At 39.1% G+C, this 15,936-nt stretch carries 14 protein-coding genes; 7 read left to right on the forward strand and 7 right to left on the reverse strand.

Annotated elements, in window-relative coordinates:
- Positions 1-25: 25 nt before the first annotated feature.
- Positions 26-1,873 carry a carotenoid oxygenase family protein gene (locus ACQ96U_RS13770; protein ID WP_431721842.1) on the reverse strand — a complete coding sequence of 616 codons (1,848 nt, stop codon included), beginning with the start codon at positions 1,871-1,873 and terminating at the stop codon, positions 26-28.
- Positions 1,874-2,029: 156 nt separating this feature from the next.
- Here ACQ96U_RS13770 and ACQ96U_RS13775 point away from each other — a divergent pair, with 156 nt between their 5' ends.
- Positions 2,030-2,521 (forward strand): GNAT family N-acetyltransferase, encoded by a 492-nt coding sequence (locus ACQ96U_RS13775; protein WP_431721843.1) that lies wholly within the window; start codon positions 2,030-2,032, stop codon positions 2,519-2,521.
- A 78-nt stretch (positions 2,522-2,599) separates the two neighbouring features.
- Here ACQ96U_RS13775 and focA read toward each other — a convergent pair whose 3' ends face one another.
- Complete coding sequence (gene focA, locus ACQ96U_RS13780) at positions 2,600-4,075, reverse strand: formate transporter FocA (protein ID WP_431721844.1); 1,476 nt, start codon at positions 4,073-4,075, stop codon at positions 2,600-2,602.
- A 259-nt stretch (positions 4,076-4,334) separates the two neighbouring features.
- Here focA and ACQ96U_RS13785 point away from each other — a divergent pair, with 259 nt between their 5' ends.
- Entirely contained in the window at positions 4,335-5,240 is a 906-nt protein-coding gene (locus ACQ96U_RS13785) for a LysR substrate-binding domain-containing protein (RefSeq protein ID WP_431721845.1), read from the forward strand.
- Positions 5,241-5,714: 474 nt separating this feature from the next.
- Positions 5,715-6,680: a PEP-CTERM sorting domain-containing protein gene (locus tag ACQ96U_RS13790; RefSeq protein ID WP_431721846.1), complete on the forward strand. Its 966-nt coding sequence runs from the start codon at positions 5,715-5,717 to the stop codon at positions 6,678-6,680.
- Between the two features lie 82 nt (positions 6,681-6,762).
- On the opposite strand, the gene ACQ96U_RS13795 is transcribed toward ACQ96U_RS13790, so the two are convergent.
- The 4 genes from ACQ96U_RS13795 to ACQ96U_RS13810 all read right to left on the reverse strand — a co-directional run bounded on the left by ACQ96U_RS13795 (position 6,763) and on the right by ACQ96U_RS13810 (position 10,639).
- Positions 6,763-8,010, reverse strand: coding sequence for an MFS transporter (locus ACQ96U_RS13795; RefSeq protein WP_431721847.1), 1,248 nt, complete (start codon positions 8,008-8,010; stop codon positions 6,763-6,765).
- 52 nt (positions 8,011-8,062) lie between these two features.
- On the reverse strand, positions 8,063-8,836 hold the full coding sequence (locus ACQ96U_RS13800) for a DUF2182 domain-containing protein (protein WP_431721848.1): 774 nt from the start codon (positions 8,834-8,836) through the stop codon (positions 8,063-8,065).
- Between the two features lie 200 nt (positions 8,837-9,036).
- Positions 9,037-9,639: a DUF1326 domain-containing protein gene (locus ACQ96U_RS13805; RefSeq protein ID WP_431721849.1), complete on the reverse strand. Its 603-nt coding sequence runs from the start codon at positions 9,637-9,639 to the stop codon at positions 9,037-9,039.
- 493 nt (positions 9,640-10,132) lie between these two features.
- Positions 10,133-10,639: a MarR family winged helix-turn-helix transcriptional regulator gene (locus tag ACQ96U_RS13810; protein ID WP_431721850.1), complete on the reverse strand. Its 507-nt coding sequence runs from the start codon at positions 10,637-10,639 to the stop codon at positions 10,133-10,135.
- Positions 10,640-10,831: 192 nt separating this feature from the next.
- Here ACQ96U_RS13810 and ACQ96U_RS13815 point away from each other — a divergent pair, with 192 nt between their 5' ends.
- Positions 10,832-12,061 carry a cyanate transporter gene (locus ACQ96U_RS13815; RefSeq protein ID WP_431721851.1) on the forward strand — a complete coding sequence of 410 codons (1,230 nt, stop codon included), beginning with the start codon at positions 10,832-10,834 and terminating at the stop codon, positions 12,059-12,061.
- Between the two features lie 253 nt (positions 12,062-12,314).
- Complete coding sequence (locus ACQ96U_RS13820; protein ID WP_431721852.1) at positions 12,315-12,755, forward strand: acetyltransferase; 441 nt, start codon at positions 12,315-12,317, stop codon at positions 12,753-12,755.
- 68 nt (positions 12,756-12,823) lie between these two features.
- Here the strand turns inward: ACQ96U_RS13820 and ACQ96U_RS13825 are convergent, their stop codons facing one another.
- Positions 12,824-13,717 carry a LysR family transcriptional regulator gene (locus tag ACQ96U_RS13825; protein WP_431721853.1) on the reverse strand — a complete coding sequence of 298 codons (894 nt, stop codon included), beginning with the start codon at positions 13,715-13,717 and terminating at the stop codon, positions 12,824-12,826.
- 148 nt (positions 13,718-13,865) lie between these two features.
- Here ACQ96U_RS13825 and ACQ96U_RS13830 point away from each other — a divergent pair, with 148 nt between their 5' ends.
- Together ACQ96U_RS13830 and ACQ96U_RS13835 are read left to right on the forward strand one after the other, a co-directional pair.
- Positions 13,866-14,627, forward strand: a complete 762-nt coding sequence (locus ACQ96U_RS13830; protein WP_431721854.1) for an SDR family oxidoreductase — start codon at positions 13,866-13,868, stop codon at positions 14,625-14,627.
- Between the two features lie 260 nt (positions 14,628-14,887).
- A complete protein-coding gene (locus tag ACQ96U_RS13835) occupies positions 14,888-15,865 on the forward strand; it encodes a YHYH protein (RefSeq protein WP_431721855.1) in 978 nt (325 codons plus the stop codon).
- The last annotated feature ends 71 nt before the right edge of the window (positions 15,866-15,936 follow it).

The raw sequence follows: 15,936 nt of genomic DNA on the forward strand, positions 1-15,936 counted from the left end.
TCCCTTTGATCTCATTTATACATACTTAAAATTTAGGAATAATATATTGATTAACAATTTTCCTAACTTCCGATGTATGAGCGTGGAGCTTTTTATTTAAGAAGTCAGTTAAATTGGATTTATAAGCCGATGAGGGACGACCATGGGCTGTAGCAGACCATAACGCATGGTTTGTCGTAGCAAAATTTAGTTTATTGCTTGCTAACATGCATATGGGGCCTTTTGCTAGGTTTTTGCTATCAAATAACCAATATTCTTTACCATTAGAGCGACCGTCAAAAGGATATTTACGAACAACGGCCGTAAATAGATAGCCATCATCTTGCTTATAAGAATTTTTTTTAGGTATAAACTGAGGTGTACGCATAACACAGTCTTCAGGAAACTGATAGGTATCCGTGATACGCATCTGACTGCAATCCATATGTATCAATGCGGAAGGAATAGTATATGAAGGTAACTGATCATTACGAAACAACCGATTAGGATAATCAGCATAAGCTTTTGCCACTCTGGTTACCAGATGCTCAGGCCGGTAGCCAACAGCAGACCAATAAATATGTTCAAATGTCTCAGGAAACTGAAAATGACCACGATACGCAGGATCATTCATATCCCAACACACTGTTTCATCACGAATTACTTTGAAGTCGTTATGTATTTCTCTGACTGAGCCTGATAAAACCTGTAGTCTCACCCTGACTAAGCCACCCACATCCACAGGCGATACTGGATAGCCTGCTATATTAGATTTAACATGCCCACCAAAATAGCGCCTATCAAGGTAAAATTGAGGCTCAGACTTATCCATAGCCCCCAAGTACTGTCCATAAAGTGTAATTTCATTCTCATGATCATCGTAATTACACATAATATCGGAGGTATCAAAATTGAGGGTAATATAATCTGCAACCACATTTTTATTAGAAGGGTTTAAATCTTTCTTTCTAATAACCCATACCGGGGTACGATGTTGTTGTGGTGTAACTTTTCTAGAACCTAAAATGCGCGTATTTTCAACTCGGGCTGCAGTTTCGAAAATCAATATATGATGCCGAGTTACACTCAGTGAATGAGAAGTGGCCGTAATAAAAGCATTTTTTCCTGATCGACTAATAATGTTCCATGCTTGAAACTTTCCTTGTAAGTTCCATCTAAGTACTCGTATAAAACCATCTTTAAGACCAGAATCCCCCATATTACCGCCATAATTAATGGTAATACACTCCTGCTTATTTAAATCAAAATATGGGTGACCTGTCGTTCTAACCTGAGGAAAAAGCCACTTTTCTGGGACAAAATGCTTTGCTATCGGGGGTAAACTGGTATGCCACTCGTCTATTTCACCAATAGGCGTGGCAAGCTCTAAAGATTGGCCATCAAACTCAAAAGGAATACCGCCTTCATAACTCAAAGCAAATCGATTATCCCCCAAATAGTTGGGCGCTGTATTGCAATAATTCATAAACCCCAGATTTGGGCTAAAATATACAGCCCCCCCTAACAGATAGAATGCATCAAGTAGTGACGATGGGTTAATATATTTCTGAACAATCGCTGAAGGCGTTTCAATCATTTTTCGAACAAAATGAACTGAGTCAGGTTTAAAATCAACTCGGGTCAAAGCACCTTTCCCACCAGGAGTTAAATGATTTTTTTCTAATGGAATGCCTTCTGCTATGAATACATGACCATAAATATCTTCTGGTAAGCCCCCCATAATAATATCCATTTGACCAGAAAAGGCGTTTAAGTCACCCTTCATAATTGAGTCAGGAAATGAAGCGTCAGACTGTAAAATATTATTAGATAATGCTGCTTTAGGCAAAAATGCAGCCATAGTCGATGCTTTGACAAAATCCCTTCTTTTCATAAAAAATCCCTTTAGTCTAAATACTAACTATAGTGCGAACTCCAAACTTAAGGCTAAAAGACAGTGACATTTCTATTAAACAGAAGTTGACAGTTTGACTATATTTTAGATATAAAAAATCGAGGGTAAGTGACATCCTTATTAAGGAGTATCAACGTGGAAATAACAATAAGACACAGTGAAGCTAATGATATTAACGCCATTAAGAAAATTTATGAGCAACTCTCTTGTTTTACCGGCACACTTCAGCTCCCTTTTCCTTCTGAACAGCTTTGGGAAAAACGTTTAACGCAACTTGATAATGGTGTATATAGCCTGGTCGCAGAAGTTGAGGGTAAAATCATTGGACAGCTTGGTCTAACAGTTAATCCATCTCCTCGACGCAAACATGTGGCAAGCATAGGTATGGCTGTCAGTGAAGAGTTTCAAAATAAAGGTGCAGGTTCTGCACTTTTAAACGCAGCAATTGAGCTTTCAACCAAATGGTTAGCTATCAAACGTATTGAGTTAGAAGTGTACACGAATAATGAACCAGCCATTAAGCTCTATAAAAAACTAGGGTTTAACATTGAAGGAACTGCAAAAGCATTTGCTTATAAAAATGGTGAGTATGCAGATGTTTTTTTAATGGCTAGGGTTAGCCTATAGTTTCTTTTTTAATTTTTCATAGTAGATATGATCAACTGCCCCCTATCAAAATAACTCATCGAGGGCAGTTGATTATATTTAAGCTATTTCCAGACTGGCATTTTCACTTACCGCTTTTACACTTTCACCATAAACTGGACGAAGTGCTCTTGCAACATCAGTTCGAGTGATCAAACCAATTAGTTTACCCTCTTCAACCACAGGCAATATATGTGGACGAGCAACTTTCATTTGTTTTGCCCGCTCATCTAACGATAATGTAGATAAATGTGTAGCGATTCCACTGTCTGTGACAGGAAATAATTTTTCCTTATCAATACACATAAACTCTACTAAATCAACTAATGAATCATTAGCATTAATCGCTATTATATTTCTGCTCATTAAGTCGACCACTTTTTGGTTTTCAACTGGAATATAACCCTGACACCAAAGATCAACCAGTACATCATGTAATGAAAAAAAGCCTACTAGTTGACCTTCATTATCAATAACAGGTGCACCTTCTAAATTGCACTCCACTAATTTATCTATCGCAACAGCTGTAGGCATATCTACTTTAAGCGAAAAAACAGAATGTTGTAGTATTGATTTAACGGTTTGTTTTGTGCTCATCACAGAGATCTCCTTTGCGGGCAATTTTTGCGTAGATTGGGTCTTTATTACTGAAACATTGGAAGATACAGTTACAGTTTTATATTGGGTTTTCCGGTAAATAAACCAGTTCGACAAGCCGACTAATACTGCTCCGCCAACAATATTGCCTAATGTAACAGGAATTAAGTTAGCAGAAATAAATTGCATCCAATTTAAATCAGCAAATTGCTCTGGACTTAAACCCACTTGAGTCCAGAACTCAGGAGGCGCTATACTTTGAATACTGATACCCAATGGCACCATAAACATATTAGCTACACAGTGCTCAAAACCACTACTGACAAACATGGCAACAGGCATAATCACCATAAAAGCTTTCGTCAAAGCATTTGTAGCACTAAAGCTCATCCATATAGCAAGACATACCAGGAGATTACATAACACACCTAATGCAAAAGCCTGAATAGGTGTATGATGCAACTTATGTTGTGCAATCATTAATGCATTCACACCCCACTGCCCATGATCCATTTGGTAAAGACATGCAGCCGTTACCAAAATCAACAGTAAAGATGCACCAATAAAATTGCCAAAATAAACCTTACCCCAAATAGAAAGCATTTTTTTAAATGAAATTTGTTTATTGGCTACTGCAATACTAGACAAAACCGTACTCGTAAAAAGTTCACCACCACAAATAACAATTAAAATTAGCCCTAAACTAAATGCCAATCCACCAGCAAGATGGCTTAACCCCCAACCTACCTGCTCAGAACTACCGGTTGTTACCGTAATATAAAAGAGAAAGGCCAAGCCAATAAATAGTCCAGCCATAATCGCCAGACAAATGCACATTGTTGTGCTTTTACTTGTTTTACTTAACGCATATTTTTCAGCTTCTCCCATCATTTCCGGTGGTGAATAATATTGTTTAGATAATGAGCTAGGTACTGACATAGATACTCCTCGCCCGTCTATACATAACATGTCTCCTTTACAACATTGTACTAAGTCAGCAGCTGCTAGATCTTTAGGCCTTAATTAAGGTTACGGAGGAATTAGTCTCAGGTAAAATTCATAATTCTGAGGCATTACATAAACATTATTGATAGAGTAAAAATTGCGTGTACAATAGAATGTAATTTTTTATTTGAAAGCCTTTCAAAATATACACTTTGCAAAAGGCTAGCTATATATTTACGTTTAAGGTAAGAACGTGCGTTATTCATTAAAGCAATTAGCAGTATTTGATGCTGTTGCAGATTCAGGTAGTGTCAGCCAAGCAGCCGAAAAGTTGTCACTCACCCAATCCGCTACCAGTATGTCCCTTGCCCAGCTTGAGAAAATTCTGGGACATCCTCTATTTGAACGTCAAGGAAAGATGATGACGCTGACACACTGGGGTATGTGGTTGAGACCTAAGGCCAAAAAGCTCTTACAAGATGCGCAGCAAATTGAGTACGGTTTTCATGGGCAGCACCTCTTCAGCGGTGAAATCAAGCTTGGTGCCAGTCAAACGCCTGCAGAGCATCTTGTACCAGACCTTATCAGTATTATTGATAATGACTTTCCAAAAATTCGAATCACTTTGGGTGTTCAAAGCACGGATAGCATCATTAATGGCATTCTCGACTATCAGTACGATTTAGGCATTATAGAAGGCCGCTGTGATGATAACCGTATAGCTCAAGAAGTCTGGTGCAGAGATCATTTAACGGTTGTTGCCGCCTCTCATCACCCTTTTGCCCAATGCAAACAGGTGAGCTTAGCCCAACTGGAGCAAGCAAAATGGGTATTACGAGAGCACGGTTCTGGCACTCGAAAAGTTTTTGATAGTTCTATTCACCATTTAATAACGGATCTTGATGTCTGGCGGGAATACGAACACGTCCCTGTATTGCGCAGCATGGTTGCTAATGGGCCTTATCTTACCTGCCTGCCTTATTTGGATGTTGAGCAATTTATTGAACGAGGCCAACTGGTTGCACTCAATGTTCCAGAGCTTAATATGGAACGAACATTATCATTTATATGGCGTATCGATATGGTTGAAAACCCATTAACTGAGTGCCTTAAACGTGAAGGTCTTAGGATGATGAAAAATAAACCTAGCGTGCTATAGCCCCACCCTGTTCAAGTTTTAATCACAATTAAAAGCCACTTCATCTCTTAAATCAGATGAAGTGCTTTCTAATTATTAACTATAAAGCTTACTCTGCCTTACAAACAAACCTCAACTAAAGTATAGTCTTATACTTCCCATAAAATAAATTAATTACATTTTTGTAAACTTCGATGTAATATTTTTACACTTAATTCACACCGGTTTACACATCTAACATACCTTTTGAAAAATAATCAACACACAATACCCCCATAAATCCATCAAATCCTCTAACATCTATCGCTTAAAAAGAAAAAATAATTACGCTTTTATTATCCTCTTCTCTAAAAAGAAAATTTACACTCATATTTTTACATTAGAATAAACAACGAGATTTATAGACTTCCAAAGCAAGGCATATATTTTGCTCTTCCCACCATTGAAAAAATCATCTAATAAAACTTATTTTTCTATTTTTTAGCGAGCATTCCAATGAAGAAAATACGATATAATTTGGCTTATAGTATACTGGCTTTTTTTGTCTTGCCTTCTGGTTCACTCCTATCAACTCAAGTTCAAGCCGATGTTATTTCTAAATCTAATGGAAATATCACTCAAAATTCTCTTGGAAATCATAACCGCAACCCTAAACAAGGCACCTATAGATTAAAAGCTATTGCAGAGGTTACCCCCCCAGTAAACAGTCCAGACCAAGGTCCTATTAACCCTAATTATACTGCAGTACCTGCACCAACCCCAGGAACACCCAACCCTTCTAATTCAGACAATTTGTCAAACACAGATAGTGAGCAACGCTTAAAAGCTGATAGTGATGCTAAAATTCAATATAACAATGCTATTTGGACATCAAAAGGCTCAACAGCTACTGTAACCCTCGTTAATACTCCCAAAAATGTCGATGAATCAGGTAAAGCAAGAGCCGAAGTTTCCGACCCTTGGTTTTGGGAGGCTATTGATGTTGATGAGTCTATTATGTTTACAGAAACTTGGGAAGCGGGCACATCCATTACGGCATTTAATGACGAAGGAGGCGAAGCAAGTGCATCACTTCAAGCCAACTTTTCTACAGACCTTGACGATTTAGGCGAATTATGGCGTTTTAGCTGGAGTACTGATGCAAAGACCCCTGGTGTTTCTCTTTTAGATATTGTGACTAATCCTATTTTAGGCTTAAATGACTTATTGCTAGAAACAAATTTTCTTAGCCTTGTTTCAAGTGATCCATTAACAGGAGTTAGCACTCTCACTGCCGATTTTTCTTTCTCTTACAGCTTAATAATACCCGCTAATGAAACACCCACATGGACTGGAGACCATATACTTGAAGCAACGGCTACTACAATCCCAGAACCATCAACTTACACTCTTTTGTTATTAAGTGCTCTTTGTACAAACTACTTAAGACGCAAAAAGAAAACACCGATTTTAGCAGCATAATTTATTAAATTATTACAAAAAATCAATATATTTAGTTAGCGCTAGGGATAGCGCAAAATATAATGTATCAATTTATATACAGCTAACGCTTGCCATGCGCTAATTTAATGGCATCAGGATGCAAGCGTAAACGCCACATAGCAATTACACCTAAAAAAGGTCCTATCGCCAAAAATGCAAAAGCATAATGCCAGCTTGTATATTCAACCCACAAGGGAAGTAAATGGATGGTAATCAATGTTAAAAGAAAGCCAACTGATGTCTGAACTGTTAACATTGTTCCTCGATAAGCGGGTTCTGATAATTCCACAATGCAAGAAGAAAACTGGGCAGAATCAGCGACAATAGCAATACCCCACACAATGCAAAGTGCTGTTAACAACCAGGGATTTCCGCCAAATAAAAAACCAACCAACAAAGCACAACTACCACTGATGAGCATTGCTAAAATAGTGAGTGTCGTTCTGCCTAATTTATCAGCAAATAGCCCACCCAATAAACAACCTAAAGCACCTGCAGCAATGACCAAAAATGTAGCAGTATTCGCATAGAAACGAGCAATATCTTCAATCAAATGTAGCTTACTAAAACTTGCATGAAAAAAAACACCTATCCACGCCCACATAGCATACAGTTCCCACATATGACCAAAGTAACCTAAATTGGCTAATCGAAGCGATTTATCCTGCCAAGCTCGTAAGCCCATTTTCCAGTGGAATACGGAAGCGATACTATGCTGAGGCCCTAACCCAACAAAATGAATTAAACCACCAGCAATGAGTGCACATATTGAAGCTATTTGGATAGTCAGCTGCCAATCAATACCTCCTATGGCGTTAAATAAATGAGGTGATGCTGAACCCAGTGTTAATGCGCCAACCAATAATCCTATTAATAACCCCGTATCTTTTTCAGCCCAACTCGCAGCAATTCTCATCCCTACTGGGTATAATCCAGCCATACATATGCCTGTCGAAAAGCGACAAAAAATCACCCACCAGGAGGTAGGATCAACAAGCAATATGCTGCCATTACATGCTGCAGCCACTAATGCTGAAACAGAGAAAAAACGCCTGGGATCAAATCGATCTGACAGTCCTAATAAAGCACTCAACAGAGTACCAAACACAAACCCCACGGCAACACCACTACTAAATAATGATGCTTGCCAATCACCTAACTGATATTCACTACGTAAAATGGGTACAATAGCTGTTGCCGAAAACCAAAGTGTTAAAGCGAAAACCTCACAAAGAATTAAAATACCTATCGACGTCCACTTTGATGATATCACTCGTGTATAAGCAGTCCTTTGCTCAAGCATAGGCATTAAAAATTCCTTATTTATTAGAATAATGTGTGGTGTTTTTTAAGGGAGTTAATTAAACTAGAAATGAATTGTTAACCACTAAACCACACCCCCAAATCAAAAATATAACACCCACAGGTTTAGCTATTTTATTACCCCAACTTACATTTTTTTCGACAGCCATAATCGCGCCTAATATAAGCATCCAAAATACACTACCCGTGCCTACAGCAAACATAAGCAGCATTAATGCCCAACAGCACCCCACACAATAAATTCCGTGATGTAAACCTAATAGCCACGCCTGTCGGTAATGATGTCGTCCTTGCCAATATCCCATAACAAAACCCAATGGAGTACGGCATTTATCCAAGCACTTATACTTCAGTGAACTAAATTGAAATACACCAGCCATTATCAACAAACCCGAGCTGAGTAACCAGGTTTTATTACTCATAAATTCATAACCAAATACATTTTGAGTGATTAACCACTGGCCAATGTGAGCAACAATCCCAAAAATCAACCATATGAATAAATAACCCGAAATTAATAAACTTATTAGCAACCAACGGTCATCGTAATCAGAAGAAATTCGGTAAACAATTTGTATTAAAGGTAATGTTGTTGGCAGCATCATTGCGATACACATCAGCATCCAACCTAACAAATAAAGTACAACCGCAGAGGAAACAACCTGATGATGCATCCCATGAGCTGCAGGCCCATGAAGAATATAGTGACTATAAGGTGATTGCTCCCACCAAAATAAGACTAACCATGCTACAACCACTAATAACAATGTTGTAGGAATAAATAAAGACTGCTGAAACTTGATTGCTTTCATTTTATTAAGCTTATCAGTGAAGAGAGATTTACTTGAATTTGTGTATACCCTCATGCCTACAAATGATTGTTCACATATTAGGGTATACACCAAAAGGAGACTAAAAATAACGTTGTGCAGTTATCTAGTTAATTTAACGCAATCATCCATAGAAAATTGAAGCTATACCCATAGCGAAGAATTGATTCGTGAAGGGTATATTAAGCTTCAAATAAAAATTGTCCCTGGATGGCATTATGTCCCTGCATATCAATATCAAGTCCTAGTAAAGGCTGTTTCATCTTATAATCAGAAGCCTTACCAACATATGCAGGCGCACCCGGTACCGTTGAAAAAACCGTATCAGATAATGTAGAGGTACCTGTTGGCCCTGCAAAAGGTTGAAGTTCTGCACTAATGTCGCTACCAATGCGGATAGTCCCTTTACCATCATGCACTTTAAATTCAATGGGTGCTCGTTCTACAGCAACCACATCACTAATCAGTTTTACAAGATCAGCGACGGGTCCACCTAACTCCCCCTTATAAACACTCAATAATGCATCCGCTTGCTGCTCTGAAGATTGGTCATCAACATACATCACAACGCGCCAGTTGCCTTCCATGATGTTTCCTGGAATATGAGCTGTAACCGCAATAGTCAACCCTGATACATCCAACCCATTCACTGAACCCTGATCAATGTGCCAGGCAATAATGGTATTACAGGTTTCACCATCAGGGTCTTCACCAACCCAGCACGGGCACAAAATATTACAGTCGCAAACTTCCAGTAACTTTCCTTCCAACTTGTAACCCATCATATCCTCCATGATATTTATTTGGTTGTTTTACCATCTATGTAAGGTATATAGAAGTTTGATGACAATTCAAGGCTTGGCCTATAGATATGAATGATAGCCATCAGACTGTTGGCTTAGATTAATGTTTAAAGCCAAACAGGAACTAAAAGACCACCACCTCCTTTCATGAAGATTTGCCTACAAAAATATGGCAGATTTCCTACAAGCCGTACTGACATTTAGCTGTTTGCTCTAACCCTAATTTGTAGCATCATGAACTCAACAAATCGCTAGGGGTCAGGAAGGCCACAGGAGCTTAGAGAAAGGAAGCAATCAGGATATCTAGCGAAGAAACCTAAGTAGCTTTAGGTTAAAGGATTGGCTAAAAGGACTAGCCGCTAGGAAGGTTAAACTAAAAACCTGCTATGTTTAGCAGGTTTTTTTATGTCTTTATTTTCTTTTAAACAGTAAAACATACCTCATCATAGTAGCTTTCAGCTCACATTTATGCTCTTCACTCACTTAGCTCTGCGAGCCAACACTTTAATAGCGAATTTAAGTTTTCCTGATCACTCATTGAAAGCTTTGCGATAAAATCTCGCTGCAACGATAAGTGACACTGAAAAGCATCATCTATTAACGCCTTTCCTTCATGAGTTAATTTAACCAGGACTGAACGTCGGTCATCACTGCAGTGACTTCGTTCAATTAATCCCTTCTCCTCCAATTTATCGAGTCGGTTGGTCATGGCGCCAGAGCTTAGCAACATAGACTGGTATAACTGTGTTGGCGAAAGTGAAAATGGCTCACCAGAACGTCTTAAAGTCGCCAATACATCAAACTCCCCCGGCTTCAAACCACAAGCACCATGACATTGTTGTACCGCACGCTCAAGCTGTTTATAAATTCGCGTCAACCGCCCATAAATCGCCATGGGCAGTAAGTCATCTGATACCCCTTGCTGTTGCCACTGACTAACTAACCGATCAATATCATCTGCTTGTAAGTTATTATTTTTCATCAATTTGCCTCTACAAGGTCACTCACTGCTAATACAAGATCTTAATTAAAACCTTATAAACTGTGCAAGTATCTTTATATAAAGATACTTTACCAAAAGCTGATTATGCCTTATAGTAAAACTATCTTCATGTAAAGATATATCATATTAAGATAGATAGCTAATGGAAAAGCTATTTTCCGGAGCACCCTTATGAGTAAACAACAATCACTTGATAACCCTAGGTCAGCGGGCTTTATCATATTACTGACGATTATTCTCATTGGCCTAAATTTAAGACCCAGTCTAGCCTCAATCGGGCCTCTGCTAGGGTCTATTCAGACTGATATCCAGTTATCGTTTAGCGCCGCATCCCTACTGACTATGCTCCCTGTACTGACTATGGGACTGGCTATTTTTTCAGGTTTTAGCTTAGCGAAACGTCTTGGCGAAGCACGACTATTGACGTATTCAATTATTCTGCTGAGTGCAGCAACAGCTGCACGCTACTGGGTAGATTCAACATTAATGTTAACCATCACCGCCTTTTTAGCAGGGGTAGGTATCGCGTTAATTCAAGCCCTAATGCCCGCTTTGATAAAAGCAAACTTTCCTACCCGAGTGCCTGTGTTAATGGGTTTTTATATTACAGCCATTATGGGGGGAGCAGCGATTGCCGCAGCCGGTAGTCCTTATGTTGAAAATTTTTCAACCAACTGGCGGTTAGGTCTTGCCTGCTGGAGTGTGTTAGGTATCGTGGCCCTTGCCTTGTGGATAATTAATCACAAACACTTTCATTTCCATAATGCTAAGGGCAAACAACCCGCCCCCATTAATTATTGGACTAAACATCGTGCATGGACACTGGCCTTATTTTTTGGCTTAGGTACAGCCGCTTACACTTGTGTTTTAGCTTGGCTATCCCCTTATGCCATCGAGTTTGGTTATACACAAAAAAATGCTGGTTGGCTGTTAAGCTTTTTAACCACACTCGAAGTTGTTTCAGGTTTAATCTGTCCACTAATTGCTGCTCGCAGTAAAGACCGTCGTCCCGTCATTGTGACACTATGTTTCATGATGATGATCGGCTTTGCTGGATTAGCCTATGCGCCTGAAAAAGGCTTATGGTTATGGAGTGGATTCTTAGGCTTGGCAATTGGTGGCATCTTTCCAATGTCATTAATTGTCACTATGGACCATCACAGCAACCCCGTCAGTGCCGGTAAATTAGCTGCTTTTGTCCAAGGTATTGGCTATATTATTGCGGCATTTTCACCATGGATTGCTGGCATTATACGAGATGTCATGACAAGCTTTGCAAATGCCTGGTTATTACTCGCCATTTGCAGTGTAATTAGTTTAGTACTTGCCTTGCTATTCCATCCACATCGCCATCTTGAACCAGAGGAGTCTGAAGCACCTTTAGCACCTTCTGTTGCCTAGTTATACCTTTTGTTGCAAACCGTGTTTCCAAGATAACTACTGCAACCTTTGTCCTGCGCTTAGCCGCAGGACTTTTTTACCTCCCATCTAATATCTTTTTCATTATTACTTTTTTATTCCCAGCGACACATTTATAATTATACGTCAGTATACTTATATAAATGGTAGTAAATATCTTTATTAAGTAGTTATCAATGATAATATCCTCAATGAACGAGGATAAAAATACATTACTCAAGAAGTAGGCTAAACAATGAAAATAACGACTCCCAGTCAAAAAGATTATTCTGAGTTAGTATCCGTTTGGGAATCATCAGTAAGAGCAACACATGACTTTTTAACAGAGCAAGATATTTTATTTTATAAGCCTATGTTAGCGGACCAGTTTTTCCCTCAGGTCACACTCAAATGTATAAAAAATACTGATAACCGAATTTTAGGCTTTATCGGAACCGCCGAAAAGAATATTGAAATGCTCTTTATTGACCCAGACTATCGTGGTCAAGGGGTAGGTAAAAAACTTCTCACCTATGCACTGAATCAGCTGGGCACCACAAAAGTCGATGTCAATGAACAAAATGATCAAGCGGTAGGTTTCTATCAACACTTAGGTTTTAAAGTCATTGGACGCTCAGACAAAGACGGTATGGGTAAACCGTTTCCGTTGTTACATATGGAAATACATTGTGCGTGATATTCTTCCTCAAAATAAAGCATATACCCTTCGGGGTATAAAAATCCTTAACTATGGATATATATTTTCTATAAAGCACATTTCTTACTGATTTCACTCTTAATCATTGCATCAATAAAATAACGTACTTTTGCCGGCACAAATGCTGTCGATGTATAAAGCGCATGAAGTGGAAAAGAGGCTAGTTTATATTCAGGTAATACGCTGACTAAGTCACCATTGAGCAAACCCTCTTTAAATGCCCAGACAGGCCCAACATGCATACCAACCCCTTCTTCCACCAATGCTTTCACTGCAGTTACGCTATTAACGGTAAAGTTCCCAGAAACAGTAATTGATTCACTGCCATTAGGTCCTAAAAACTCAATCGGACGCTGTATTTGGCGATGTGAATAAAACACAAACACGTGGTCCACCAATGCTTTGGGCGCTATAGGAGTACCAAACTTTGCAAGATAAGCACGCGAAGCAACCAATACTCTTGGCACATCACCTAAACGCCGACAGATTAAACTAGAGTCGGGTAACTGACCTATTCGAATAGCCACATCAATATTTTGTGCAGTGATATCTTCAAAAATACTGCCCAACACCAACTCAACCTTTAGCGAAGGAAATGTCTGCAACATATCTTTTAAAACAGGTGCGACAAAGCGCGCTCCAAAGTCCAATGGTGCAGTAACTCGTAACAATCCTTTTGGAGTATCCGTTTCCCCAGCAACCATTGCCTCCAATGCAGCCTGCTCATCCCGAAGACGACGCATACCTTCGTAATAAATCTGACCCGCCTCTGTCGGAGATGAACGTCTGGTGGATCGCAGCAATAGCTTTACCCCAAGCCGTGCTTCTAACATCGCAACTTTGCGACTGACTGATGACGGATCAGTGCCAAGCTGTTCTGCTGCAGCTTTTAGGCTTCCTGCCTCAACAACACGTAAATAGATTTGTTCAGGAGACTCCATGCACCCACCTCATTTGATCCAACCAACTGATCACTCTTACTTCTTGCAAATTACGCAATTAGTAAATGCAATTTTGGTCTCTACCTGAGTTTATTTCAAGCAACTAAGATGAAACTGCCATTAAAACCACTCAAGAAAGGAACAGCGCATGAGCAACTCACAAGAACTCTCAGGTAAAGTTGCATTAATCACTGGTGCCGCGCGTAATATGGGTAGAGCATTTGCGGCAGCATTAGCCACACAGGGTGCTGATATTGTTGTCCACTATCATTCAAATAGCGCTGCAGCAGAAGCAGAAGAAACCGCACGCCTCGTCAAAGAACAGGGAAAACGTGCACTCTTAGTGCAAGGAGACCTTGCCAACCCCCAAGTCGTTGAAGGCATTTTCAAAGACACTCTACAGACGTTTGGCAGAATTGATATTGTCATTAATAATGCAGGCATGATCATTAAAAAACCATTAGTAGACTACTCAGAAGAAGACTTTGACCATTCTTTTGCGATTAATACCAAAGCGCCTTTTTTAGTTATGCAGCAGGCTGCACGTCACCTGCAAGATGGCGGCCGAATTATTAATATGGGTACTTCACTATTAGCCGCCTTTACAGGATTCTATAGTGTTTATGCGGGTTCAAAAGCACCTCTGGAAGATTTTAGTCATGCGCTGGCTAAAGAAATTGGCAGCCGTGGAATAACCGTCAATACCGTAGCACCTGGCCCCATCAACACACCGTTTTTCCATGGGGAAGAAAATGAGCAAACTGTCGCCTACTTAAAATCAGCCAGTGTCACAGGCCGACTGGGTCAAGTCGAAGATATTGTTCCTATGATAGAGTTTTTAGCCTCAGAAAAATCACGCTGGGTCACGGGGCAAACCTTGTTAATTAATGGTGGATTTGTAACACGGTAATTCATCCTCATTCGCCATGCGTTTATCTTCATAACAAAGACTCCCCCTATACAAACGTGTTGTTTGCATAGGGGGTTTATTCTTATTCTTTCTCGCACTGACACAATTTTAAACAATTAACGAAACAACAATACATTTTTTCCCTGGGTAGTCAGGTCAATTTAATCTAGCTTTTCCAAATAGCCAATTAATTTTAACCCCGTCATAAATGACTTTTAGGCTTCTTTGAAAGAATGGGGCAAGTGCAGAGGACAGACTTCATGCAAACAAATAAATTTTGTATATTTATTACAATAACGCTTTGTCTGTCCTGCTATTCATTCAATATATGTGCTTACAGTCAGCCAAATTTATTCATATTGAATCCCGCATTTTATGATAGTCAGCATTTTCTATCAGATATCAAACTTATACCCTGTACACTACAGAATAAAGTGAAAAGTCTTTGCTTTAAATTGAGTGTAAAAAGTACGCCCATAGAAGATGGTCCCTACTGTCCAAAAACAGTTAATGAAATAGGTGGTATTTATCCCTATGACGGCCCCACAAATCCAGGATTACGTTTATTAAATCGAGCCTTATTTGATGATATGGAGAAAGATGGCTTCGATATTATTGATGATGAAGGCAATATTCGATATCGACTGATAGATACACGTGATAAACCATTAAAGTCAGATTATGCTTATTGTATTGAAGCCATCAAAGACATAAGTTTAAAACTTCATTATTTTATACCTGCCCTGCCCCGTTTTGCAGCCGAACCAAACTCAATGGAAGGTGCAATTAATATTGTAGGTCTGTCATTTAATGGCATTCCTATTAACGGCACACCACCATCCATAATTAATGGTCTCCCAAACGCGCCTTCTGGTTTACCTGCACTTGACCCTTGCGGAGGTCATATAAACGAAGGCTTTTATCATTCTCACATTTTTCCTGAAACCATTAACGAAAAATTAAAGCAAAACAAAATAATTGAAGTAAAATGCGAAACTATATATCAAAAATACAATAATGAACTCATTGCATATGCTATGGATGGATTTCCTATTTATGGTCACTTAGACCTATTTGGTAAAGTCCCGGATAACCTGGATCAATGCAGTGGTCATGTTGCGTCAACCCTACATTATCCTTGGGGAATTTATCACTATCATGCCATGAGTCATGATCCTGTAAATATTCCACGCTGTTTAAAAGGTGAGCTAGCTGAACAGGTCCTTATTGTTGAGTGATTTTTTAAGCTTAATTAATTCTGCAATAACATTACCGCTTTATATAAAATAAAGCATCAAAGATTTTTAAA

This window comes from Zooshikella sp. RANM57 (assembly GCF_050749885.1).
GTDB lineage: Bacteria > Pseudomonadota > Gammaproteobacteria > Pseudomonadales > Zooshikellaceae > Zooshikella.

Excerpts from the sequence above, each read along its gene's own strand:
- ACQ96U_RS13770 (WP_431721842.1), bottom strand. The coding sequence starts at position 1,873 with ATGAAAAGAAGGGATTTTGTCAAAGCATCGACTATGGCTGCATTTTTG.
- focA (WP_431721844.1), bottom strand. The coding sequence starts at position 4,075 with ATGTCAGTACCTAGCTCATTATCTAAACAATATTATTCACCACCGGAA.
- ACQ96U_RS13790 (WP_431721846.1), top strand. The coding sequence starts at position 5,715 with ATGAAGAAAATACGATATAATTTGGCTTATAGTATACTGGCTTTTTTT.
- ACQ96U_RS13795 (WP_431721847.1), bottom strand. The coding sequence starts at position 8,010 with ATGCCTATGCTTGAGCAAAGGACTGCTTATACACGAGTGATATCATCA.
- ACQ96U_RS13800 (WP_431721848.1), bottom strand. The coding sequence starts at position 8,836 with ATGAAAGCAATCAAGTTTCAGCAGTCTTTATTTATTCCTACAACATTG.
- ACQ96U_RS13805 (WP_431721849.1), bottom strand. The coding sequence starts at position 9,639 with ATGATGGGTTACAAGTTGGAAGGAAAGTTACTGGAAGTTTGCGACTGT.
- ACQ96U_RS13810 (WP_431721850.1), bottom strand. The coding sequence starts at position 10,639 with ATGAAAAATAATAACTTACAAGCAGATGATATTGATCGGTTAGTTAGT.
- ACQ96U_RS13815 (WP_431721851.1), top strand. The coding sequence starts at position 10,832 with ATGAGTAAACAACAATCACTTGATAACCCTAGGTCAGCGGGCTTTATC.
- ACQ96U_RS13820 (WP_431721852.1), top strand. The coding sequence starts at position 12,315 with ATGAAAATAACGACTCCCAGTCAAAAAGATTATTCTGAGTTAGTATCC.
- ACQ96U_RS13825 (WP_431721853.1), bottom strand. The coding sequence starts at position 13,717 with ATGGAGTCTCCTGAACAAATCTATTTACGTGTTGTTGAGGCAGGAAGC.
- ACQ96U_RS13830 (WP_431721854.1), top strand. The coding sequence starts at position 13,866 with ATGAGCAACTCACAAGAACTCTCAGGTAAAGTTGCATTAATCACTGGT.
- ACQ96U_RS13835 (WP_431721855.1), top strand. The coding sequence starts at position 14,888 with ATGCAAACAAATAAATTTTGTATATTTATTACAATAACGCTTTGTCTG.